We start from the raw sequence: 24,214 nt of genomic DNA, 5'->3' as shown, positions 1-24,214 counted from the left end.
TTTTTAGTATTTTTACAACATCACTTATCTGCACGGCAGGGTAACTTGCACGTTTAGACCACCAATTAATTTATTATGTAAGCTTATTTGTCCTTTATGTGCTTCAGCAATCTCTCTGCACAAAGCTAACCCCAAACCACTTCCTGTACTTTTTGTAGAATAAAAAGGCACAAGGGCATTAGCCATTACCTGCTCACTCATGCCTTTTCCGCCATCGCTTACATCTACTATGCAAGTATTACTAGAGAACGTTACATCTATGTTTATTTTAGACGGATTTGAGCCTGACTCGTGTGCATTTTTGAGTAAGTTGATAAGCAACTGCTCAAGTTGTGCCTGATCTGCATGTAATATGCTTTGGGTGCTGCTTACTGTGTAGCTAAACTGCCATTGGCTATTCAGATCACTTAATGTGTTTTGCCAATTTATCGCTGACTTTTGTGGTGTAGGGAGCTTTGCAAATTTGCCATAGCCTTGAACAAACTCAGTCAAGTGGCTTATTCTTTCATCGATTGTTGAAAACACACGTGCAAGACGAGGTTCATCTACGCGGCTAGCTAAAAGCTGAGCGCTGTGCAGCATTGATGACATAGGGCCAAGAGAGTTATTAAGCTCGTGGCTTATTATTCGAATAACTTTTTTCCATACTGCTACTTCTTGGCGGCTGAGTTCACGGGTAAGTTGTTTAAATATGTATAAGTGATGTTTTTGATTATTTAGCAAAAACTCGCCAGTCGATAAATGCCAAGTTTGAGAATCGTGACTATCTACTTCAATATTAAACAAGCCATCCACGCCTTGTTCAATAGCATTAGTAAGCTGAATAGGTGCATCAGACAATAATTCGTGAAGTTGCGTGCCTTCTAGTTGTGTTTTGCTATTAAATAAAGTGCGGCTGACTAAGTTACTAAATACAACAGTTTTGTTATCGTTAACAAGTAAAAGTGCTTGTGGAGAGCTCTGTAATACTTTATCTAACATTAACTCTCGTTGATAAATCCACTGTTTTTCTTGACGAAGTTGTTTTGCCGTTTGATTATAAAGCAGACATAGCTTTCCTAACTCATCGTTGTTTTTATAGGCTAATAAACTAGAAAGTTCACCATCTTTAAAATTAAGTAAGCCAGTTTCTAGCGATTGCAACCCTAGCTTAATAGGCTTTGTTAAGGCTCTAGCTAGCAAGAGGCTTATTAGCATAGCTGCTATGACTAATAACACAGAGTAATACAGCGGATGTTGTGCAATTATTGTAATGCTAACAACAGGTAAAGCGCTGCATAAAACACATATAGCCATTATTTTTTGAGTTAACGATAAGCCACTAATAAAATTAAACATTAGTAATCAATACCCATTTTTTGTAAGCGCCTATACAGTGCTTGGCGGCTTAAACCAAATTCTCGTGCTACTTTAGCTATAACCCCCTGATTAGCGCGTATTGATTGTTCAATTTCGAATTTTGTAGGTTCTTTTTTTACGTCGTTATTTTTTATTGGCGACGACGGGGTTAGGTCAAAATCTTCAGCACTAAGCAAACCATTAGGCTTGATTACACCAACACGTTTACAGGCGTTTTCAAGTTCTCTTACATTACCTGGCCATTGGTATCGATTAAGGGCTTGCTCTGCATCAATACTTAGCTCTCTATGTGGTAAAAAGTGATTAATGAGTGGCGCAATATCATCAACGCGTTCACAAAGCGCAGGTACGTTTAACTCAATAACGTTAAGGCGATAGTACAAATCTTCTCTAAAACGCCCTTCGGTTATTGCTTGTAATAAATTTTCGTTGGTGGCTGATATAACACGTACAGTTACTTTGCGCGTTTGTGTGGACCCTAACCGTTCAAATTCACCTGTTTGCAACACTCTTAGCAACTTCATTTGCCCAGAAAGTGGCAAGTTGCCAATTTCATCTAAAAATAATGTTCCACCATCGGCTGCCTCAAAACGACCTATACGTTGCTTGCTTATACCAGTATAAGCACCTGCTTCAGCACCAAACAATTCAGCCTCCAAAAGCTCTTGAGGTAGGGCGCCGGCATTGACCTTTATGAAAGGCTGATTTATTAGTGAAGAATTTTTTTGAATAATAGTGGCAATACACTCTTTACCACTGCCATTAGGACCTGTTATGAGTGCGGAAATATCAGATTTAGCCACTTGCAATGCCATTGTGACTAATCGCTCCATTGCGGTACTTTTAAAAATAAGGCCTGCTAAGTTAGCAGTGCTATATTTATCATCTCGCTCTTTTTGTTGGCGGTTGTGCGTGGCTACAAGTTGCTTAGTGCGCCCCAGCTCTATTAAATTATTAATGCACGTAAGAAGCTTGTGGTCATCCCATGGCTTTGGAAGGTAATCGGCAGCGCCTGCTTTAACAAGTTAAATCGCCGTTGAAAGTTCAGTCCAAGCGGTTATTAATATAATAGGGAGGTGTGGGTTCTCTTCACGCAGCGCATAAAACAAAGTTTTACCTTCTTCGCCTGAGGTGGTATCGCTGGTAAAATTCATATCTTGAATAACGAGAGCAATGCGTTGGTATTGCACAATTTGAATGGCTTCAAAAGGCATTGACGCGGTAACTACATTAAAGTGATGTATCTCTAGTAGTAATGATAATGCCTCTAAAACGGCCGGATTATCATCAACGATAAGTATTTTTTCCATGAGAATTTAATCGCTGTTTATTATTATTTAAATATTGAAAATGCTACACCGTGTTTAGCCAGTGTAGCATAGGTTGGGAGCTGCGTTATATGGTTCGGGTTGCGATACTGGGCGAAATATTTGCAGCACGTTTAGCTGGGCCAAATACAGCTAGAAGGCTCATGATAAAAACCATAACGGCAGTTGCTGCGACATAGCCTAAGGGTAATGCAGCTATTGAAAAGTGTTGCATTAGCAATTGCCCAAGTATGAGGGCAGCAATAACGCCTAAAACTAATCCAGCAATGCAAATCAATGCATTTTCAACTAAAAAATAATTAACAATTGCAGATTTACGAGCGCCCAAAGCACGACGGGTTCCAATTTGTTTGGTGCGCTTACTTATATTGAATAGCGTTAAACCAAAAATGCCCACCGCTGTAACCAGAACTAAGATAGTGATGAGTACAATGAGCATACGCATCATCAATGTGTCTTCAGCCATATATTGCGTTTTGTCTTGATCTAAACCACGAATTCGAATAATCACACGCTTGTTATAATTTTTAAGCATTGCGTCTTCAATCTGTTTAGCTATGTCTGCTCGCTCATTGGACGCAGTGCGAACTAAAAAGTTGCCAGATATATTGGGGTTAATGTAAGGAATTAATGCGATATTATTTGGGCGGCTGTCTTTTAACCAAGGCCCTTTTGCATGCTTAATTACACCAACAACTTTCAGTGGGATATCACCAAGAAAAATCGTTTTTCCTAAGCCCTCTTCATCAGGAAAAAGCTCATTGAGTAATGCTTGAGTGACAATTGTCACATTGGCTCGTTGATCATTATCGTTGGTAACAACAATCTCATCTTGAGTAAAGTTTCGTCCTGCAACAAGCTCAATGCCAAGTGTATTAATTGCATGATCATCCGTAAAAAAGTAAGCCGTTCTTGCTGAAAGCCCTGGCTCTGGTGCAGAGTTAATACTGAAGTCAGATGAGCTGCCACTACCTGATAACGGTATGTTGTTAATATATATGGCGTCTTTAACGCCGGGTAAAGCTCGAAGCATGGCTTCATCAAGTTCAAATTGCTGATGGCTTTGAACATCTTTACCAAAATGCATGACATGAAAAGCAAGTATTTCATCTTCCGGGTAGCCAGTTTCTTGGTTAAGGTAGGTTACTCTGTCTTGAATTATAAATGCTGCGTTACTAACAATTGCAGTGGTAATTGCTATTTGTATAAGTAGCAAAATTGCACCCACTTTAGATCGACACAGCGCATGAAAAATAGGTTTAATTTCTAATATCATTGTGTTCGTCCTTATTGGCTTTTTAGATAAATGGCAGGGTTGGTTTTACACACCAGCCAAGCAGGATAAAGCCCGGCAATTACACAAGTACTGATTGCAATAAGTGGGGCGCTTAGTAACATACTTAAATCCATAGTCGCTAAGCTTTCGTAATAACTGTAGCTCTGAGGAACACCTAATAGACCAAACTGCGCAAATACAATCCCAAGTAGCCCGCCCAAAAGCCCTAACATAGCGACTTCAATGATATGTTGCATAAAAATCTGCCGTTTATTAGCACCAAGAGCACGACGTACTCCAACCTCTGGCGCTCGACGTAAAAATTTGGCAAGTAATAAGCCAAGTATATTAGCCAAACACACAGCCAAAAACATAAAACTTAGAGCCACTAAAATTTTGTTATCTTCACTAACCACATTATTGTAAGCCATCCATTGATTAACATCTCGAAGCCCAAAAGCGAGCTCTTTACGATTAAATCGACCGAGCTTTTGCTGCTCTTGCATATAAGCTAGTAAGTAATTCTCGTAATCATTTTTTTGTTGCTCGGTCGTTAATTCAACCCAGAATTGAATCCAAACCATTTCTGACTGTAATTTGGCAGTAAAACTTCGAACATCTTCATGCTTCCAACCATTAGTATTTCCCCAATTACCAAGTTGCTTTGCCTCAAGAATGCTAAATGGCATAAAAAGTTGTTCGGGTTGGTTAAACGCACCATTGTTTAAGTCGTAATATTTGATGGTTAGTGGCCAGTTTTTTGTAACGCCAATCACTTCGTAACTAGCATCGTCAAGGTAAATAACCTGACCCACTGAATTTTTGCCAGCAAATAACTTATCGTTTAACTCCTCGCTAATGACAACAACGGGCGCTGCATTGTCTTCTTGTTGCTGTGACCACTTGCTACCATGTAAAAATTCGAGGTCAAACATATTAAAAAATTCAGGAGTGGTAAGTCTTGCACTTTGACTAAACGGTTTTACTTTGTCAGAGTCTATGTAAACAGAAAAACCACTTCGTACCATTTTTAAACGTTGAGCACCTACTTGAGATTGATAAAGATTTGCAGCATCTTGATAAGTTAGTTGAAGAGGCTGGTTATCTGACGTCCACCATGTGCTTCCATCGTCCATTATCTGTAACTGCACACTAAAAAGCTGACTGCTCTTGTGCGGGATTGGATCGGCCGACATCATGTGATACACACTCAAACTAGTCATGGTGATGCCAATACCAATTGCGATGGCAAGTACCATTAAAAAGCTTACGAGTGGTGTGCGTTTAAAGCTACGCCAACTCAGATCAATATAATGAACCAGCATGAATTATACTCCTTGTGCGACTTTTATTGGCTGTGTACCTTGGTACAAAGTAAAGTCAGCAAGTTGTCCATCAACTACTTGAATGTTGCGCGGTGCGCGGCGGGCTAATTCACTGTCATGTGTCACCATTATAATGGTGGCGCCATCGCGATTTATTTGCTCAAGTAATTCCATCACTTGGCGAGCCATTAGGCTGTCTAAGTTACCGGTTGGCTCATCGGCAAGTAAAAAACGTGGTTCGCCGGCAAGTGCGCGGGCTATAGCGACGCGTTGTTGCTGGCCGCCAGAAAGTTGCTGAGGTAAATGTTTAGCGCGGGAGGCTAAGCCTACTTGTTCTAAACATTGCTCTATTCTACGTTTACGTTCTTTTGCTTTAATACCTCTATAACGAAGAGGTACTTCAATATTTTCATAGAGGTTTAAATCTGGTATTAAATTAAAACCTTGAAAGATAAAACCAATTTTTTGATTTCGGCAATCGGCACGTTGGTTGTCGTTTAGGTTACCCACATTTACACCATCTAAAATATAATCACCTTCACTAAAGGGTTCTAACATACCGGCAATATTTAAAAAGGTAGTTTTCCCAGAGCCGCTAGGGCCTGTGACAGCTATAAATTCGCCTTCATTTACATTTAAATTAAAGTCTCTTAATGCGTGAGTTTGAACCATTTCAGTTTGGTATACTTTACTTATGTTTTTCATTTGTAACATGGTTTTTCCTTAAATTGGCGCTGGTTGAGAGCGCTTCTAATTTAATAAAAGCGTGTCTACTTGGTTAAATTGGTTGTAGCTAGAAATTATTATTTCGTCGTTTTCATTTAAGCCGCTTAAAATTTCTACCGCGTTAATGCTGGTGGCACCTACGGATATAGGTATACGTCTTGCAAAATTTCCGTCTATTTTATATGCAACAATGCCGCCTTGTTGCATAAAAGCGCCTCGCTTTACCTGCAGCACATTTTGGCGATTGTCGAGTAAAATACGCGCGGTTAAACGTTGATTTTGGCGAATGTTATTGCTGTTGCTTGTAAAGCGAACACGTGTGGTTACTTCGCGATTATTAACTTCGGGTGATATAGCCGAGAGCACTCCCATTATTGTTTCGTTCCCTAATTTAAGCTCTACGTCCATACCTAACCCGAGTTCGTTTGCGTAACTTTCTGGCACCTGCAACTGTGCTTCAAAATGACTTAAATCAACGAGTGTCATCAGAGGCTGACTTTGCGTGACGGCTGCTTTTTGTTGCACAAGCAGATTACCAACAATGCCTGTCACTGTGGCCCGAATTGACAGCTCATTCACTTTTCTATGTAAGTCATCAACGATCAACTGCTGACGCTCTACATCACTTTTAGCTGCTTGCAATTCAAATGCGAGTGTATCTTTAGCAAGTGCCACCTCTTGCTGTGCGTGTTTATAGGTAAGCTGTGCACGTGATAAGTCGTCTATTGCTTTTTCAAGGTCTATTTGGCTTATTAAATGCTTTTTAATTGATAGTTTTGCGCGACGATCTTCTCTTTGTGCTGCGTTTAATTCTACACTTGCCATATCGAGTGTTTTTGTAAGGGTTAAAGTGTCTCTTCTTGATTGTAGGTGTTGCCTTTTAAGTTCACCTTCTAAGCGTTGTAATACGGATTGTTGTTGTTTTAATTCATTGGTAAGTTCAGGGCTATGAAGTACAGCAAGCTCGTCGCCTTTGGTAACTGTATCGCCAGCTTTTACGTGCAAGCTTACAAAGCCTCTCTCTGGGCTGTAGATATGTGGTGCATTGGCGGCAACAATTTTTCCACTTGCGGCTACATCGCGAATAAGCGTTTTAATTTCTACTTTTGCTATTTGCATCTTTTCTTGGCTAAATGATTTAGTTGCATCCGAGCCTGACATAACTCCATAAGTAGCAGCAATAACAAGTAACAACACAGCGATAATTAAAAGAAAACGTTTTTTATGGTTTGCGGGTGTTTTAACTTGTATGTCTTGAGCACTGGTATCTTTAATCATTATTCAACCTTAACTAAATGAATTTATATTTTTTTCAAACATGACATAAAGTAGTGCTGCAAAAATAGCGGCTAGTGGCGAGAGTAAAAATAAGCTTAAAGTGAACATAATTCTTCCAAATAATAATTACTAAATTACACTATACGATTAGCATGCCAAAATTTAACCTATTGATATTATTATACTTAATAATTTATTTATTAAAGTAATATGTCCGTGGACACTTTATGTGTCCGCTCCGGACACATACAAAGCAATATATAAAGAGTAAATACAGCGTTGCGGGTACAAGAAAACCAATAACGTCGCAACTTCAGTGAATTCAAAAGTGTAAGTGTATTTTAAAGCTAAGCTACTCAGGCGATTAAATAGCGGGGTGACATTTAAACTTTGACTGGTTTTATTTTTCTATTTACGAATAATTAATCAAAGTAATGAGTGGTTAAATTATAGCTTTTAAGCTGAATGAAGAATAAGGAACATAATTCTACCTTTATTTATCCCTTTTATAATTTGTTAATGAAAAGGGGTAATATTATTTGCATAATCCCAACATTTTACGAATCTCTTCAATTGAATATTTATTCACTAATATCTAAGCTTACGTTTACGTAAACTGCTTTTTAAGTTGGAGGTGTTTTTACAAAATGTTAAACTTGACACCAGTGTCATGAAAAAATAACGGTGAAAATACCGCTAAATGTTAATAAAAATGATAAAAAAGAAATCTTGCTATGAAGTGAGAAATATTCAAGAATGTGAATATGTATTCAAATTACTGTTGACTCTATTTGATATAGAGGCTAGTTTTGACCGGCTGTTAGCAAATCGTCGAGCAGTTCATTAACGCTAACAGTGAAGCAAGGGGAGGGGTCTATGTTATACGACTCGAAATTAGAGAAAGAAAATTGTGGCTTTGGCTTAATTGCCCAAGTTAATGGTCAGGCTAGTCACCGGCTTATTCGTACTGCTATTACTGGGTTGGATCGTATGCAACACCGGGGCGGTATTTCTGCTGATGGTAAAACAGGCGATGGCTGTGGTTTGCTTTTGCAAAAACCAGATAGTTTTTTCCGTGCTATTGCAAGTGAGCATAATTGGCACCTTGGTAAAAACTATGCAGTAGGCATGATCTTTTTAAATTCAGATCCTGTTTTAGCACAAGCTGCAAAGGAAATTCTGAGCGAAGAATTAGAAAAAGAAACGCTAAATATTTTAGGCTGGCGCGAAGTGCCTACCGACCCATCAATGCTAGGTCCAATTGCTGTGCAGCAATTACCGGGCTTTGAGCAAATTTTTGTAAGCGCACCTGAAGGTTGGCGTTCAAAAGATTTAGAACGTCGCTTATACGTAGCGCGCCGTCGTGCTGAAAAACGTTTAGCAGACGATGAATCATTTTACATTGCAAGTTTATCTGGATTAGTGACTATCTATAAAGGCCTTATGATGCCTGCAGATTTACCTAATTTTTATTTAGACTTAGCTGACATTCGTATGACCAGCGCAATTTGTGTTTTTCATCAGCGCTTTTCAACAAACACACAGCCTCGTTGGCCACTTGCTCAACCTTTCCGCTATTTAGCGCACAATGGTGAAATTAACACCATTGAGGGTAACCGTCAGTGGGCTCGTGCTCGCTCGTATAAATTTTCGTCTCCACTTATTCCAGATTTACAAAGCGCAGCGCCGTTTGTTAATGAAACAGGCTCAGATTCGTCAAGCCTTGATAACATGCTAGAACTATTTTTAGCCGGTGGCATGGATTTATTCCGTGCTATGCGCATGCTGGTGCCGCCTGCATGGCAAAAAAACCGCGCTATGGATGACGATTTACGTGCATTTTATGACTTTAACTCCATGCACATGGAGCCATGGGACGGTCCTGCGGGGATTGTTATGTCAGATGGCCGTTTTGCAGCCTGTAACTTAGACCGAAATGGTCTTCGTCCTGCGCGTTATGTAATCACACAAGATGGTTTTATAACCCTTGCTTCTGAAGTCGGTATTTGGGATTACACCGCCGATGAAGTGGTTGAAAAAGGCCGAGTGGGCCCGGGTGAGCTTTTAGTAATTGATACCAAATTGGGGAAAATTTGGCATTCAGATGAAATAGATCAAGATTTAAAATCTCGCCATCCTTATAAGTCGTGGCTTGAAGAAAATGTTAAGCGCTTGACTCCTTTTGAAGAATTAAAAGAGCAAGATGCAGGCAATCGTTCATTTGACGATGAAACGTTAGCTAAATATCAAAAAATGTTTGGTTATACCAATGAAGAGTTGGATAGCGTTATTCGTGTAATGGGTGAAAACGGGCAAGAAGCAACAGGCTCAATGGGTGATGACACTCCGTTTGCTGTGTTAAGCGAAGGGCATCGTTCACTATACGATTATTTCCGTCAAAAGTTTGCACAAGTCACTAACCCGCCAATTGATCCTCTTCGCGAAAACCATGTTATGTCTTTGGCTACGTGTATTGGTAGCGAACAAAATGTGTTTAACGAAACAACAGGGCACGCTAAGCGCTTACAGTTCGATACACCTATTTTAATGTATGCAGACATGCAGCAGCTACTAAATGCAGATGAAGCGCATTACAGCTATTGTAAAATTGATATTACTTACACTGTTGAAGAAGGCTTAGAAAACGCAGTTAAACGCATTTGCGATAAAGCAAAAGAGAAAGCAGCTGCTGGCTCTATCATGCTTATTTTAACTGACCGTAATTTTGACGATGTAAACCTACCTATCCCTGCGGCTATGGCTGTAGGTGCAGTGCAAAAGTGTTTGGTTGATAACAATTTACGTTGTGAATCAAACATTATTATCGAAACGGGTAGCGTAAGAGACCCTCATCAATTTGCAGTGTTACTTGGTTTTGGCGCAACAGCTATTTACCCATACCTAGCGTATGAATCGTTAGTCGCGATGAGCGACAGTAAAATCATCGATAAATCTTATTGCGAGGTAACCCTTGCTTATCGTAAAGCAGTAAACAAAGGCTTATACAAAATAATGTCGAAAATGGGCATTAGTACAGTCGCTTCTTACCGTTGCTCAATGTTATTTGAGGCGGTGGGTTTATCAGATGCTGTTGTTGATATGTGTTTTAAAGGTGTGGCTAGCCGCATTAAAGGCGCATGTTTTACAGACTTTGATGACGATCAACAAAGCTTACACAAGCTTGCTTTAAGTAAACGTAAGTTACTTAGCCATGGCGGTTTGTTTAAATACGTACATGGTGGTGAATACCATGCATACAACCCAGATGTGATCCAAACACTGCAGGTAGCAGTTCGCTCTGGTGAATACAGAGATTACAACGAGTATGCAAAGCTTGTTAATAATCGCCCTATTTCAACATTACGCGATATGCTGGCACTTAAATTACCAGAAAATGGAATTAGTATTGATGATGTAGAGCCTGCAGAAGCGCTTTACAAACGTTTTGACTCAGCTGCAATGAGTATTGGTGCTTTATCGCCAGAGGCTCATGAAGCACTCGCAATTGCGATGAACCGCCTAGGTGGTTGTTCAAATTCAGGTGAAGGTGGTGAAGATAAACTTCGTTACGGCACAGAGAAAAACTCACGTATTAAGCAAGTAGCTTCAGGTCGATTTGGTGTTACACCGCATTATTTACGTAGCGCAGATGTAATTCAAATTAAAGTAGCGCAGGGTGCAAAACCAGGTGAAGGCGGGCAACTTCCAGGTGAAAAAGTAACACCTTACATTGCTAAGCTTCGCTATTCGGTACCTGGCGTGACGTTAATTTCACCGCCACCGCATCATGATATTTATTCTATTGAGGATCTTGCTCAGCTAATTTTCGATTTAAAGCAAGTAAATCCAAAAGCACTTGTATCAGTAAAACTAGTGTCGGAACCAGGTGTTGGCACCATAGCAACAGGTGTAGCTAAAGCATATGCTGATTTAATTACTATATCTGGCTACGACGGCGGCACAGGCGCAAGTCCGCTTACGTCTGTAAAATATGCAGGTAGCCCATGGGAATTAGGCTTGGCTGAAACACAACAAGCCCTTGTAGAAAATGGCCTTCGTCATCGTATTCGTTTGCAAACAGATGGTGGTTTAAAAACAGGTTTAGATATTATTAAAGCCGCTATTTTAGGTGCTGAAAGCTTTGGTTTTGGTACAGGCCCTATGGTGGCATTAGGGTGTAAATACTTACGTATTTGTCATCTAAATAACTGTGCAACCGGTGTTGCAACGCAAGACGAAACACTTCGTCAAAAGCATTACCATGGCTTACCTGAAATGGCGATGAACTACTTTAAGTTTATTGCACAAGAAGCGCGTGAAATCATGGCAAGCTTAGGTGTTGCAAACTTAACAGACTTAATTGGCCGTCTTGATTTACTTGAAGCAATTGAGGGCAAAACAGCCAAACAGAAAAAGATAGATTTATCTTCTGTTATTGCGCAGCCAAACAATCCAACAGGCGAAACGTTATTTTGTAGCGCGCCAAATAGCTCACATTATTTAGGCAAGCTTAACGAAAGCCTATTAGGAAAAGCGCAAGAAGCGATAGATGCTTCAAGTGGTATTTCACTTGTTAGCCGAATTTGTAATACAGACCGATCAGTTGGTGCTATGTTATCTGGCTACATTGCTGATAAACATGGAAATCAGGGTATGGCGGCTGATCCGGTAGCCATTGAGCTCCATGGCACGGCTGGTCAATCGTTTGGTGTTTGGAACGCAGGTGGCCTTGAAATGACCCTCGTTGGTGACGCTAATGACTACGTTGGTAAAGGCATGGCTGGTGGTAAGCTAGTTATTCGTCCGCCAGTGGGTTCATCATTTGAAAGTCATAAAGCAACGATTGTTGGTAATACCTGTTTATACGGTGCAACGGGCGGTAAATTGTTTGCTGCAGGGTGCGCAGGTGAGCGTTTCGCAGTTCGTAATTCAGGCGTGCAAGCAGTTGTTGAAGGCGTTGGCGATAATGGCTGTGAATACATGACCGGTGGTGTTGTGTGTGTGCTTGGTAATGTAGGTGTTAACTTTGGGGCGGGTATGACCGGTGGTTTTGCCTATGTTTTAGATGAGCGAAACGACTTTGAAAAACGCATAAACCCTGAGCTTGTTGAAGTTGTGACATTAGAAGCATTAACATCACACCAAGAGCATTTACGTGGATTAATTGCTGAGCATTTAGAGCTAACAGGCTCATGCAGAGCAGAAAGTATTTTAGCTAATTTTGAGCTCTACTTACCTATGTTTAAATTAGTAAAACCTAAATCAAGTGACGTAAAAAGTTTACTCGGGCACCGCGCCCGTAGTAGTGCCGAACTACGTGTTCAGGCGCAATAAGGGGGCAGTATGAGCGAAAATGTATATCAATTTATAGACGTGCAGCGTGTAGATCCACGCAAAAAGCCAATTTCGTCACGTAAAAAATCATTTGTAGAAATTTACGAACCCTTTTCAGAGAATCAGGTTAACTCTCAAGCGGATCGTTGCTTGGATTGTGGTAACCCATACTGTGAATGGAAATGTCCGGTACATAATTACATTCCACAGTGGCTTAAACTAATTCGCACAGGGCGTATATTAGAAGCTGCGGAGCTTTCTCATCGAACAAACAGTTTGCCTGAAGTATGTGGCCGTGTTTGTCCTCAAGATCGGTTGTGTGAAGGCTCATGTACGCTCGATGAAGAGTTTGGCGCGGTAACGATAGGTAACATTGAAAAATATATTACCGATACCGCGTTTAAAATGGGCTGGAAGCCAGACATGTCTTACGTAACATGGACTGACAAAAAAGTAGCTATCATTGGTGCAGGGCCCGCGGGCTTGGGTTGTGCGGATATTTTAGTTCGAAATGGTGTTAAGCCTGTTGTGTTTGACCGTCACCCAGAAATTGGTGGATTACTCACATTTGGTATTCCTTCTTTCAAACTAGAGAAAGAAGTGATGCAAAAGCGCCGTGAGATTTTCACTGAAATGGGCGTAGAATTTAAGCTGAATGTTGAAGTAGGTGTAGATATCACTATGGATGATATTTTAGCCGACTATGATGCAGTATTTTTGGGCGTGGGTACGTATCAGAGTATGCGTGCTGGGCTTGAAAATGAAGATGCACCGGGTGTTCACGATGCGCTGCCGTTTTTAATCGGTAACACTAACCGAGTTATGGGTTATGACGAAGCGAATCAAGCTTATATTGATATGGCGAATCAGAAGGTCGTTGTATTAGGTGGTGGTGATACTGCGATGGACTGTGTAAGAACGTCTATACGACAGGGTGCTGCAAAAGTAACGTGTGCGTACCGCCGTGATGAAGAAAATATGCCAGGCTCTAAGCGTGAAGTAAAAAATGCCAAAGAAGAAGGGGTTATATTTACATATAACGTTCAACCTAAAGGCATTGTGCTAGACGCTAACGGCCATGTTGCAGGCGTAAAAATGGTTAAAACTAAGCTGGGTGAGCCAGATGCGAATGGTCGTAGCCGCGCAGAAGAGGTCGCCGGTTCAGAGCATGTTATTGAAGCAACACAAGTAATTATGGCGTTTGGTTTCAAGCCACACAAAATGGACTGGTTAGAAAAGTATGATGTAGAAATAAACCACTGGGGCGGTATTAACGCACCAGAGCAAGGTGAATTTACACATCAAACAACTAACCCTAAAATATTTGCTGGTGGCGATATAGTGCGTGGTTCGGATTTAGTAGTAACCGCTATTTTTGAAGGCCGTAACGCAGCTGAAGGTATTATGGATTATTTAAAAGTTTAATTTAATATTTTCAGAAATCGACAATTTAAAAGCAAGCCAAGTGGCTTGCTTTTTTGTGCTTGAAACGAATTAGGTACCATTTATTTTTAACCATTTTAATTTCGATGATAATTTGGTTGAATGACCAAGCTATTCTCATGAATAGTTTTAAGATTCATAAACTTATAATTTGTTAAAAAAGGTACTAGTATTAATTTTACATCAGTAATACTTTAATCTTGATTTAACTGCTGAAAAAGGGGAGTATTGAGTGTTACTCAGAAAAATTGGTGATAACTTTGCTGAAAATTAACTCAATAATATAAGAAAAATAGCGCTTATTATGCATGAACATTCAAATAATCCAGAAAGAAAACTAATAGTTAGAATTTTCTCATCAATAGGCTTTATAGCAACCTTGGTGATGGGCTGGATTGCATTGACCAACAGCGATTATTTTTTATTTTTTACCTTAATATGTTCTTCGCTAATTTACGCATGGGCGCTTAGTGTATATAAGAACGTTGAAAAGTCAGCTAGTGCTATCCTTTATAACCTTTATGCATTGATGATTTACCTTGTTTTAACTGGAGGCGCGCAGGGAACTGGTCCGATTTGGATATTCATAGTTTCGCCAGTCACATTTTCAATTAGAGGCTTAAAGCGCGGTATCGTTGATATTGTTTTGTTTTTATTAGCGGTTATATTAGCTTTTTATTGCGCGCATACCTTTAGTATTTATAACTATCAACCGGATCAATTTCCCTATCGAGTTATATTTTCATTTATTATTGTCGCAATGTTGAGTGGCTTTTATGAAAACTCAAGGGAAAAATACAATCAAAAAATATTAGCACTGAGTAAAAAAAATGAACTGTTGGCGACTATTGACCCTTTAACGGGGTTACCAAACAGACGCTTTACAATGAATAAGCTTAGTGAATTTAAATTAGCGCTCACGAAGGAGCAAAGACCGTTTGTACTTATTTTGTGCGATGTAGACAACTTTAAAAAAGTTAACGACGAGTACGGGCATAGTTTTGGTGATGAAGCGCTCATACACTTAGCTAATATTTTAAAGCAACATATTCCTAATAATGCCGTTGCATCACGCTGGGGCGGGGAAGAGTTTTTGATTGCAATTCCTAATGTATTTAACGCAAAGGGCGTAGAAATCTCAAATAAAATACATGCTGCGCTAAAACAATTTCCGGTTAATACATCTTTTGCGAGCTTAAGCTTAACGATTAGTATGGGGGTTGTTCAATCCCATGAAAGCGATTCTATAGACATTGATATCAAGCGCGCAGATGAATTGCTTTATAAAGCTAAAGAGCAAGGTAAAAATAGGACTTGCTCAGAGTAGTTTTATTATTCCATTGAGAACGAATCAAGTGTTGACTTAACTTTAGCAATACGTCTTTTTAAACTCATGTAACAAACTACATTAAACAGTATTTGGGTGAGCAAAACACATGTATAACTAAAAATTAAATTATTCGAATTACCACCCTGGTAACTCATTAAATTGTAAACACTAAGAATCAGCTGAACGAATAACGTTACATTTAAAAAGCTCATTAAGTGTTTCTTGAATTGTGTGTGTTTATATCGGCTAAATAAAGTTAGCAATATACTAATTAAAACCAGTAGCCAGCTTACAATAATAAGAATTAAAGCAGTATTAGTAATCATATAAAGGCCTTGCTGAAAATTGAAACCCTAGTTGGTTATTAATTAAACCTAAATTACACATGCGCTTTTTATTAACTCTTTTGCGTTTGCTTTTGCTGTTTTACTAACATTGTCGCCGCCAAGCAACCTTGCTATTTCGTCTACTCTACCATCTTTTGTTAGTGCCAGCATATTGGTAAAGGTTTCACCTTTAGCAATTTCTTTTGCTACAAAAAATTGCTGATGCGCACTACTTGCAACCTGCGGCAAATGGGTAACACAGATCACCTGAGTCGATTTACCAAGTTGCCTTAATAACTTTCCAACAGCAGAGGCTGTAGGTCCAGAAATACCTACGTCTACTTCATCAAATATCAATGTTGGTGTTGTTACTTTTTGGGCAATAATAACCTGAATGGCTAAGCTAATACGCGAAAGCTCACCACCAGACGCCACCTTAGCCAAAGGCTGAAGGGGCTGACCTGGGTTGGTCGATACTAAAAACGAAACGCTATCATGCCCTAAAAGATTGGGGGCGCGCTCAGGATCTTCAGTAAGCGATATTTCAAATACACCATTTTCCATGGATAAATTTGCCATACTTTCGCTTATTAAGGTGTTTAAGGTATTAGCATAACTTCTGCGGCTAATACTTAGCGCTTCACTTGCTTGCTTGTAGTCAAGCAATGCATCGTTTATTTCAGAGTCAAGTTGCTCCAAACGCGAACTATTATTACTAATTGACTCGAGTTCTTTTGAAATTGACTGATGAAATTCAACTAATCCTTGCGGTTTTATATGGTGCTTACGAGCTAAGTCCATTGCGCCACTTAACCTATTTTCTATCTCTGTTAAACGGGCTGGGTCTAAATCAACTTGTTCCGTATAATTGCGAATTTCTCGGCTAGCTTCTTCTACTTGAACAGCAGCTTCTTCTAACATTGCAGCCACACTTGCTAAGCTTTCATCATATTGTGCTAAATCTGCAAATTGTTGTGCGCTGTGCTGTAAAACAGAACACGCGCTTTGTTCTTCACCTTCATATAGGTATTGCAGCTCTTTTTGACATGACTCTAAAATGGTTTGGCTATTACTTAGCTTGTAATGTTCGGCTTCAATTTGTTCAAACTCACCGTCTTGTAACGCAAACTCGTCAAGTTCTGCCACTTGGTATTCTAGTAGCTGTTTTTGAGCGGCTTGTTGTAATTGCTGTTGCTCAAGCTGTTTAAATTCTTTTTGAAGGTTGGCAAATTGTTTATAACTTTCAGTTACTTTTACAACCAAGTCTTGATGGCCAGCATATGCATCAAGTAGTTGTAATTGATGTTCAGCTTTTAAAAGGTGTTGATGAGCGTGTTGCCCATGTATAGAAATTAAATACTGTCCTAGCTCTTTTAGTTGAGCTGCTGTAACAGCGCTGCCATTAATATAGCTTTTGCTGCGACCATTTTTGCAAACAACGCGTCTAAGTAGGCATTCATCGTCGTTACTCGTTAGCATGTGCTGTTCTAAAAAAGCCTGAGCGAGCGGGAGTGCACTTATATCAAATTGGGCACATACTTCAGCTTTGTCTGCAGAAGGTCTTACAGCAGAGGCTTCAGCACGCTCGCCTAAACACAATGAAAGTGCATCAATGGCAATCGATTTACCCGCGCCGGTTTCCCCCGTGATCGCTGTCATGCCGTTATGCCATTCAGTGCTTGAGTTACTTACAATTGCAAAATTTTTAATTTCTAAACCAACTAACATACTGTTTATCCATCCAGTTAATTAACTGGTAATTTATACAGTGTTTAGCTTTTTTGCAAATTAATTTTTTATTATTTAGGCAATATTAACATGTTGATTGAGTTGGTTGTTTGGGTCTTGATTTTCTGGAATGTATTCATTTTCTTCATTATCAAGGGGTTGTAGCAAGTCGTTGGTTTTAATTAATTCGATAAGGTTTGGTAACGCCTCTGAGTAAAACGTTTTGTTATACGAAATACCTTGCTGTGGAAGTTCAGACACAAAATACTGGATATTTTCTTCCAAGCTTTGGCCATTGCCTATTTGGTTCGCTTTAGTCAGTTCGTTAGATAAAGTATTGATTAATAGATCAGATACATCTTCAAGGGTTTGTAAATTCTCGTCAGTATGCTTTTGAACTACAAAAAAGTTGGAAACGATTGCTTGAATTCGAGGTGCGTATTTAGGGCGAAGAATTTTCGCCTCTACTAGCTCATTTAATTTTGACTTTAGACGGGCGCCAACTTGTGATACACGTTCGTTAAATTGCTTTTTTTGAGCTTCAATTGCTTTGCGACGATTGCTTTCTATTTTTAAGTAGGTTGCTAGAAGTGTAATTAACAGTAGCAAGGCAAAAAAAACGACATATGTCATTGCTATTTGTTCCTAAAAATTGGTGTATTATTGTTGTAATCTGCATTTTGCGCTAAAGACAACGCTTTAGCAATAAAATTAGTATAAACGACTGCCCCAATTTAATTTCGTACGTAAAACGTTGTAGTAAGAGTAGTTTTTTGGATGAATTAACCGCAATTTTTTATCTGCTTTTTTAATGACGACTTCATCACCAGGTAAAACGGCAAGCACAACGTGGCTGTCGCAGCTGACTTGCAAGCTGTCAGTATTGTCTAAACTAAGTTTTAGCCTCACTTCGTTATCGGCATCTACCACTAATGGCCTGCTTGATAACGTGTGCGGAAACATAGGCACCAAAGATATTGCATTTAGTTCAGGCGTTAATATTGGACCCCCACCAGAGAGTGAGTAAGCAGTTGATCCTGTTGGCGTAGATACAATTAGCCCATCAGAGCGCTGAGAGAATACAAAGTCGCTATTTATAAATGCCTCAAACTCAATCATATGAGCTACTTTATCTGCATGTAATACGGCTTCGTTTACCGCTAAATTGGCACTTTTTAGTTCATTGTGACGATAAACTTCTACTTCCAATAAAAAGCGATTCTCTTCTATAAACTCACCACTTAGAACATGCTCTAGGCTAGCTTCAAAACCTTCAGGGTTTAAGTCGGTTAAAAAGCCAAGGTTACCTCGGTTAACGCCAATTACAGCAATGTTAAATCGAGCAAGTACGCGCGCAGCTCCTAACATATTTCCGTCACCGCCAACCACAATTGCAAGGTCGGCTTGCTCTCCTAAATCAACCAGTTTAACAAGGTTTTCTTTGGGTACATCGACTAACTGTCCACCAGTGCGTTTTTCAACAATCACTTCAAAACCAAGTGCCAGTAAAAATGTATGCAAACGCTGCAAAGTGGCAGCCGCTTTTGGGTGGTTTGGTTTGCCAATAAGGCCAATAGTATTGAAAGGAGAGTTCATAATCTGCACACTAAAAGTTTTGATGGTTGTAGAGTAACTCAAAAGCAAAGTGTTTGAAAATACAGATTTTACCTAAATGAGTATGATTCAATTTAGTTTAAAATAAATTTGTTTTATATTGTTCAACAAAGGGGAAATGACTTGAAATAGCAGCAAATGCCCCGATATACCTTTCATGCAACAAGATGTAGATATCATGAAATTAAATCCGCGCGATCAGCAAATATTTTCAGCTGTAATGAACATGTACTGTAACGGTGAGGGATTGCCCGTTCCATCAACAAAAATTGCCAAGCTAAAAAGCATGGCTGTGTGTTCAGCAACCGTTCGTAATGCAATGGCCCGTCTTGAAAAAGTAGGTTTATTGTATTCCCCCCACACTTCTGCAGGACGAGTACCTACAGATGAAGGGTTTAATTATTGGTTTGATGAGTTTTTTCCATTATCAGATATTGCTAGTTACTGGGAGCCAGAACAAGCACAGCTAGTTGAATTGGCACATGGCTTGAGTCAAAAGTATCAGGTATGCTGTTGTGTTGGTTTACCGCAAGTGAGCTCACAGCATGTATTTAGGGTTGAAGTACTTGATTTTGATTCTACCGATTGGCTTATTTTATTGATAGATCGCGCAGGCCAAAGTCATAATATTTGCATTGATAAACCACATGATGCTTCAGATACGGTTCGGTACCAGTTTGCAACGTGGTTAAATACAGTATTTAGTCAACAAACATTGATGGAAGGCTTGTATAGAATGCAAGCAATGGCAAACACAGCGCCTAAAAACTGTCATGATTCACTTACTCAATGGACACGGCAGCTAAGTCAAAAGTTAGGTTCAGATAATAGTATTGTTGTGGGTGAAAACTACCTTTATAAAAAAATAAATTGTGAGCAAAGCCTAAATATAGGCGTGTCATTTCTAAATTTTGTTGAAGATGCACTGGCATTTAAAAATGGTGTTTCGGTGATCAGTGGTAAAAAACTTCCGTTTAGTGAATGTAACGATCTAATAACCATCAGCGTTCCTTACTTTCAAAACCAAGAATACCAAAGCCGCTTTTGTATAATCTGCCCAAAATCAGCGCAAATAGAACAAATAATCCAAGAATTTAAATTAATTGAGTCATCGAACTCTTGAATCTTTTTATTCAATCCCCATAATTACCGCAATTGAAAAGAATTGGAGCATGTATTTTATGTCTGAGCAGACACAAAACCCAGAGCAAGAAGTAGAACTAAACGAAGAAATTGAACAAATGCAAGCAGATGTAGAAGCAGCCGTGGATGCCGCTGAACAACATGCAGAAGAACAAAGCCCTGAAGCTGAAATTGCGATGCTTTACGCAGAGCTAGAAGCTGCTAAGCAAACTATTGCAGACCAAAAAGACGGTGTGATCCGTGCCGCTGCTGACGTTGATAACATTCGCCGTCGTGCTGCACAAGATGTAGAGAAAGCACACAAATTTGCACTTGAAAAGTTTGCTAACGAATTACTTCCTGTGATTGATAATCTTGAACGCGCTATTGAGTTTTCTGATAAAGAAAACGAAACGTTAAAGCCGTTGCTTGAAGGCATTGATATGACAGTTAAAAGCTTTAACGATGCTGTTGCTAAATTCGGTGTTGAAATTGTTAACCCACAAGGCGAGCAATTTAACCCAGAGTTCCATCAAGCTATGTCAATTCAGCCAAGCAACGATGTAACACCAAACACAGTTCTTGCTGTAATGCAAAAAGGCTACACATTAAATGGTCGTTTATTACGCCCGGCAATGGTTATGGTTTCAAAAGCGGCTGATGCTTAATTTAGCCGTTTAACACTTTAAAAATGCCTCAGATTGAGGCATTTTTTTTGTCTTTTTTATAATGAATTATTTGCACTAATATAGTCAGTAGTACCGCGCTAAACATGAGGCTCGAAAACGGCACAGAGCTTTGAGCATGCATAACAGCAAGAATGGGGCCTACCAAGGCACCGCTGCCAAACCTAAGCGTACCAATAACGGCAGTAGCCGTGCCGGTGTTTTTTTCAAACTTCATGAGTATTAAAGAATCTGCATTACTGGCAGTGACCCCTAAACTCATCATTAATGGTGCAATTGCTGCCACTATATAATAAAGCGATAAATGTAAAATACTAAAAGTTAAAAGGCACAACCCTGATATAAAACCGCATACCAATCCAACATATAACATTTTGCGTGAACCAATACGCGGCACAATACGCGTATTTAAAAAGTTACCAAACATTAATGCCATCACATTAAAGGCAAATAATATCCCAAACAGTTGCTCCGACACTTTGTATAAGTCTAAATAAATAAAAGGCACTGAGGTTAAAAAGCAAAAAAAGCCAAACGATACAAACATTGAGCTTAAAATATCGGCGCGTGCATCGGTGTTACTCAACACAGTTTTATAACTGTCAAAAAATAAGGCTAAACCTTTTTTTTCACTGGTATGAATAGGTATATCAATTAAATATACTTGCACAAACACAAGTATTATAAAACTGTAAGCTGCTAATACTAAAAATATGGTAGACCAAACAGAAAACCCTAAAATAAAAGAGCCTACAGACGGCGCTATTAATGGTGCAACCATCATGATCATCGATACATACGACATACCTTTTGCCGTATTTTGCTGATAAATATGCCTAATGATTCCTGGCACGACTACCGTAGCAGCAGCACCAGTGAACGCTTGTATTGCCCTTAGTGCCCAAAAAGTATGAATTTCTGTTGTGAATGCTAACGCAGTAGAGGTTAAACCAAATAATGTTAAACCAATTTTAGCCAGTTTCCGGCGGCCAATTTGATCCGCTATAGGGCCAAAAAATAACATGCCCAATGAGTAACCTGCTAAATATATACTTAGCGATATTTGTACATTTGGCATACTAGTTTGTAAATTGTTCGCAATAACCAACATTGCGGGCAAATACATATCAATTGCAAGGGGGGTAATAGCGACAATACTTGCCAATAAAGGTAATAAAATACGGGTATTGAAAGACGTAGACGAGGCGCCCATACATAAACTCAAGGTAAATAAAACAAGGGCTATAGTGTAGCAGGGCATTGTATATGTATAAACGTAGTTTAGCCGGAACGTTACTTACTTCACCGCAAAGTACTTACCTTAAACCAATGATTTTAAACTGGCACTGTGTTTGCTATCCTACTTGCAGTATAAATGACTTAAGGTAATACAATGAAAAAATTGGTATTGGCACTAGTAGCAACGGCTGTTTTAGCAGGGTGTAAAACATCGCCAACAGGGCGTACTCAAATAGCGCTTTATTCGGATCAGCAAATGAGCGAAATGGGTACAGCTAGCTTTGCTGACATGAAAAAAAATCAGCCAATTAATAAAAATCCAAAAACCAATACATATGTAAATTGTATTGCTGAAAAAGTAATTGCCGTTTTACCTAATGAGTATGCGTCTCAAAACTGGGAAGTGGTGGTATTTGAAGATGATTCAGCAAATGCATTTGCTTTGCCTGGCGGTTACATTGGTGTTCATACCGGGTTACTAAAAATAGCGACTAATCAAGATCAAGTCGCCACCGTTTTAGGGCATGAGGTAGGGCACGTAATTGCAGAACACTCTAATGAACGTGTATCACAAAGCTCGTTGTTAAGTACAGGAATGCAATTGGGTAGTGTTGCGCTTGAAATGGGTAACGTGCAGTACCGTAATGAAATTATGCAAGGGCTCGGATTAGGCGCTCAATATGGTGTGATTTTACCGTTTAGCCGTTCTCATGAGTCTGAGGCCGATACCATTGGTCTTGATTTAATGGCTAAGGCGGGTTTCAACCCAAAAGAGTCGGTTACGCTTTGGGAAAACATGAGTACAGCGGGAAGCGGTGCAACGCCTGAATTTTTGTCTACCCACCCAGCACCAACGAGTCGTATTAATAATTTGCAGTCGCAAATGACAAAAGCACTAAGTGAGCAAAGTACTGCAAACTCACAAGGAAAAAGGCCACAGTGCTCACTTTAGTTGAGCTCTTAACAGTATAAAGCAGTGGCGTATAGTGTTGATGCGCTAATAAAATAAAACCCCTGAATGTAAATACTTTCAGGGGTTTTATTTTGTCGGTTATGTGTATTTATGTGGGTTATTCAGCAGCGAGTGCTTCTTTAAATACAGTTTTAAAGCGCTCAAAGTCTTCTATATGTGGTAAGTGGCCTAAATTATCGAGTTCATATAATTTAGCATTGGGGATAAGCGATACGGCATTTTTGCCTAACTTATCGTATCGACCAAGCTCATAATCTACACCGGTTTTTTTCCAGTTTCGGCCTGGTCCTGTTCTATCGCGGGTACCAATAATTAACTCAACTGGCACGGCAAAATCTTTAAATTCAGTAATAACCGGTTGAGTGAAAATCATATCGTATGTTTTAGCATTAACCCACGCCATGTGAGCTTTGTCCGGCCCTTGTATTTGCCCAGTAATAAAGTCTGTTAATGCTGAATACGTAGCGTTCCATTTACCATCGTAATAGTTTTTTTGCTGATATTTTTTTACGCCCTTAGGCGTTTTAGCAAGCTCATTTTTATAAAAGAAGTTGGTGTCTTTGTATTCAACATAATGTAAGTAGTTTTCAAGCCCTATAGGGTTAAGCAAAACCAATTTAATTGTTGTATTGGGATACATTAAAGCAAAGCGACTTGCCAACATGCCGCCCATAGAATGGCCAACTACAATTGTTTGTTTTAAGTTAAGGGAGTCCATTAACGCATGTGTATGGTGGGCAAGCGATGCAAACGAATATTGATAGTTAGTAGGTTTGGATGATTTACCAAAGCCAATTTGATCAGGAATTAATACACCAAAGCCAAGCGATTGCAAGTACTGCGCTGTAGTCGTCCAATAATCAGCATTAAAATTTTTGCCGTGCATAAGTGTCACGGTAGGCATCTTTTCTTTGGTAGGCTTTAGGTAAATATACGCCATTTTTAAAGACTGCTTTTGTGATTCAACGCTAAAGTAATTTACTTTAAAGTCATATTGATAACTGCTTAAGAGGGCATCGTAAGATAGAGACTCTGTATTTACTTCACTACTTGCTAAAGCATTATTAGTTAAAGCTAAAAAGGCAGCAAAACACATCACTTTAATTGACATCATTTCATTATTCCTT

General features: G+C 39.3%; 16 protein-coding genes and 1 pseudogene. 6 read left to right on the top strand and 11 right to left on the bottom strand.

Annotated elements, in window-relative coordinates; genetic code table 11:
• Positions 1 to 24: 24 nt before the first annotated feature.
• From CWB65_RS05045 to CWB65_RS05020, 6 genes and pseudogenes are all read right to left on the bottom strand, one after another.
• Complete coding sequence (locus CWB65_RS05045) at positions 25 to 1,338, bottom strand: sensor histidine kinase (RefSeq protein WP_138740071.1); 1,314 nt, start codon at positions 1,336 to 1,338, stop codon at positions 25 to 27.
• Positions 1,338 to 2,669, bottom strand: a pseudogene (locus tag CWB65_RS05040) (sigma-54-dependent transcriptional regulator). Before CWB65_RS05040 ends, CWB65_RS05045 begins: the two are co-directional and overlap by 1 nt.
• An 85-nt stretch (positions 2,670 to 2,754) precedes the next feature.
• Entirely contained in the window at positions 2,755 to 3,963 is a 1,209-nt protein-coding gene (locus CWB65_RS05035; protein WP_138740070.1) for an ABC transporter permease, read from the bottom strand.
• An 11-nt stretch (positions 3,964 to 3,974) separates the two neighbouring features.
• Positions 3,975 to 5,288 carry an ABC transporter permease gene (locus CWB65_RS05030; RefSeq protein ID WP_138740069.1) on the bottom strand — a complete coding sequence of 438 codons (1,314 nt, stop codon included), beginning with the start codon at positions 5,286 to 5,288 and terminating at the stop codon, positions 3,975 to 3,977.
• A 3-nt stretch (positions 5,289 to 5,291) separates the two neighbouring features.
• Positions 5,292 to 6,002 carry an ABC transporter ATP-binding protein gene (locus tag CWB65_RS05025; protein ID WP_058428712.1) on the bottom strand — a complete coding sequence of 237 codons (711 nt, stop codon included), beginning with the start codon at positions 6,000 to 6,002 and terminating at the stop codon, positions 5,292 to 5,294.
• A gap of 36 nt (positions 6,003 to 6,038) precedes the next feature.
• A complete protein-coding gene (locus CWB65_RS05020) occupies positions 6,039 to 7,292 on the bottom strand; it encodes an efflux RND transporter periplasmic adaptor subunit (protein WP_138740068.1) in 1,254 nt (417 codons plus the stop codon).
• 876 nt (positions 7,293 to 8,168) lie between these two features.
• Between CWB65_RS05020 and gltB the strand changes: the two genes are divergently transcribed.
• The 3 genes from gltB (at position 8,169) to CWB65_RS05005 (ending at position 15,396) form a co-directional block, all read left to right on the top strand.
• Entirely contained in the window at positions 8,169 to 12,626 is a 4,458-nt protein-coding gene (gltB, locus tag CWB65_RS05015) for a glutamate synthase large subunit (RefSeq protein ID WP_138740067.1), read from the top strand.
• 9 nt (positions 12,627 to 12,635) lie between these two features.
• The gene (locus CWB65_RS05010) at positions 12,636 to 14,051 is read left to right on the top strand and encodes a glutamate synthase small subunit GltD family protein (protein ID WP_006792417.1); all 1,416 of its coding nucleotides are present in this window, start codon (positions 12,636 to 12,638) and stop codon (positions 14,049 to 14,051) included.
• A gap of 322 nt (positions 14,052 to 14,373) precedes the next feature.
• Positions 14,374 to 15,396 carry a GGDEF domain-containing protein gene (locus tag CWB65_RS05005; RefSeq protein WP_239104445.1) on the top strand — a complete coding sequence of 341 codons (1,023 nt, stop codon included), beginning with the start codon at positions 14,374 to 14,376 and terminating at the stop codon, positions 15,394 to 15,396.
• Between the two features lie 377 nt (positions 15,397 to 15,773).
• Here the strand turns inward: CWB65_RS05005 and recN are convergent, their stop codons facing one another.
• From recN to nadK, 3 genes are all read right to left on the bottom strand, one after another.
• Positions 15,774 to 17,453, bottom strand: a complete 1,680-nt coding sequence (gene recN, locus CWB65_RS04995) for a DNA repair protein RecN (RefSeq protein WP_008132068.1) — start codon at positions 17,451 to 17,453, stop codon at positions 15,774 to 15,776.
• A gap of 75 nt (positions 17,454 to 17,528) precedes the next feature.
• Positions 17,529 to 18,086, bottom strand: coding sequence for a hypothetical protein (locus CWB65_RS04990; protein ID WP_008132070.1), 558 nt, complete (start codon positions 18,084 to 18,086; stop codon positions 17,529 to 17,531).
• A gap of 78 nt (positions 18,087 to 18,164) precedes the next feature.
• Positions 18,165 to 19,049, bottom strand: coding sequence for an NAD(+) kinase (nadK, locus tag CWB65_RS04985; protein WP_006792422.1), 885 nt, complete (start codon positions 19,047 to 19,049; stop codon positions 18,165 to 18,167).
• A gap of 175 nt (positions 19,050 to 19,224) precedes the next feature.
• Between nadK and CWB65_RS04980 the strand changes: the two genes are divergently transcribed.
• A complete protein-coding gene (locus tag CWB65_RS04980; RefSeq protein WP_006792423.1) occupies positions 19,225 to 20,190 on the top strand; it encodes an HrcA family transcriptional regulator in 966 nt (321 codons plus the stop codon).
• Between the two features lie 58 nt (positions 20,191 to 20,248).
• Positions 20,249 to 20,857: a nucleotide exchange factor GrpE gene (gene grpE / locus CWB65_RS04975; protein WP_008132071.1), complete on the top strand. Its 609-nt coding sequence runs from the start codon at positions 20,249 to 20,251 to the stop codon at positions 20,855 to 20,857.
• Between the two features lie 28 nt (positions 20,858 to 20,885).
• On the opposite strand, the gene CWB65_RS04970 is transcribed toward grpE, so the two are convergent.
• On the bottom strand, positions 20,886 to 22,088 hold the full coding sequence (locus tag CWB65_RS04970) for a multidrug effflux MFS transporter (protein ID WP_006792425.1): 1,203 nt from the start codon (positions 22,086 to 22,088) through the stop codon (positions 20,886 to 20,888).
• Positions 22,089 to 22,268: 180 nt separating this feature from the next.
• Between CWB65_RS04970 and CWB65_RS04965 the strand changes: the two genes are divergently transcribed.
• Positions 22,269 to 23,066 carry a M48 family metallopeptidase gene (locus CWB65_RS04965; RefSeq protein WP_008132072.1) on the top strand — a complete coding sequence of 266 codons (798 nt, stop codon included), beginning with the start codon at positions 22,269 to 22,271 and terminating at the stop codon, positions 23,064 to 23,066.
• A gap of 118 nt (positions 23,067 to 23,184) precedes the next feature.
• On the opposite strand, the gene CWB65_RS04960 is transcribed toward CWB65_RS04965, so the two are convergent.
• Positions 23,185 to 24,201: an alpha/beta fold hydrolase gene (locus CWB65_RS04960; RefSeq protein WP_033025805.1), complete on the bottom strand. Its 1,017-nt coding sequence runs from the start codon at positions 24,199 to 24,201 to the stop codon at positions 23,185 to 23,187.
• Between the last annotated feature and the right edge of the window lie 13 nt (positions 24,202 to 24,214).

This window comes from Pseudoalteromonas sp. S554, assembly GCF_005930865.1.
Lineage (GTDB): Bacteria > Pseudomonadota > Gammaproteobacteria > Enterobacterales > Alteromonadaceae > Pseudoalteromonas > Pseudoalteromonas marina.
This window is presented reverse-complemented; position numbering and strand designations above follow the sequence as displayed.

Bases quoted from the DNA above. Each gene is read 5' to 3' on its own strand.
- CWB65_RS05045 (WP_138740071.1), bottom strand. From the start codon at position 1,338: ATGTTTAATTTTATTAGTGGCTTATCGTTAACTCAAAAAATAATGGCT.
- CWB65_RS05035 (WP_138740070.1), bottom strand. From the start codon at position 3,963: ATGATATTAGAAATTAAACCTATTTTTCATGCGCTGTGTCGATCTAAA.
- CWB65_RS05030 (WP_138740069.1), bottom strand. From the start codon at position 5,288: ATGCTGGTTCATTATATTGATCTGAGTTGGCGTAGCTTTAAACGCACA.
- CWB65_RS05025 (WP_058428712.1), bottom strand. From the start codon at position 6,002: ATGTTACAAATGAAAAACATAAGTAAAGTATACCAAACTGAAATGGTT.
- CWB65_RS05020 (WP_138740068.1), bottom strand. From the start codon at position 7,292: ATGATTAAAGATACCAGTGCTCAAGACATACAAGTTAAAACACCCGCA.
- gltB (WP_138740067.1), top strand. From the start codon at position 8,169: ATGTTATACGACTCGAAATTAGAGAAAGAAAATTGTGGCTTTGGCTTA.
- CWB65_RS05010 (WP_006792417.1), top strand. From the start codon at position 12,636: ATGAGCGAAAATGTATATCAATTTATAGACGTGCAGCGTGTAGATCCA.
- CWB65_RS05005 (WP_239104445.1), top strand. From the start codon at position 14,374: ATGCATGAACATTCAAATAATCCAGAAAGAAAACTAATAGTTAGAATT.
- recN (WP_008132068.1), bottom strand. From the start codon at position 17,453: ATGTTAGTTGGTTTAGAAATTAAAAATTTTGCAATTGTAAGTAACTCA.
- CWB65_RS04990 (WP_008132070.1), bottom strand. From the start codon at position 18,086: ATGACATATGTCGTTTTTTTTGCCTTGCTACTGTTAATTACACTTCTA.
- nadK (WP_006792422.1), bottom strand. From the start codon at position 19,049: ATGAACTCTCCTTTCAATACTATTGGCCTTATTGGCAAACCAAACCAC.
- CWB65_RS04980 (WP_006792423.1), top strand. From the start codon at position 19,225: ATGCAACAAGATGTAGATATCATGAAATTAAATCCGCGCGATCAGCAA.
- grpE (WP_008132071.1), top strand. From the start codon at position 20,249: ATGTCTGAGCAGACACAAAACCCAGAGCAAGAAGTAGAACTAAACGAA.
- CWB65_RS04970 (WP_006792425.1), bottom strand. From the start codon at position 22,088: ATGGGCGCCTCGTCTACGTCTTTCAATACCCGTATTTTATTACCTTTA.
- CWB65_RS04965 (WP_008132072.1), top strand. From the start codon at position 22,269: ATGAAAAAATTGGTATTGGCACTAGTAGCAACGGCTGTTTTAGCAGGG.
- CWB65_RS04960 (WP_033025805.1), bottom strand. From the start codon at position 24,201: ATGATGTCAATTAAAGTGATGTGTTTTGCTGCCTTTTTAGCTTTAACT.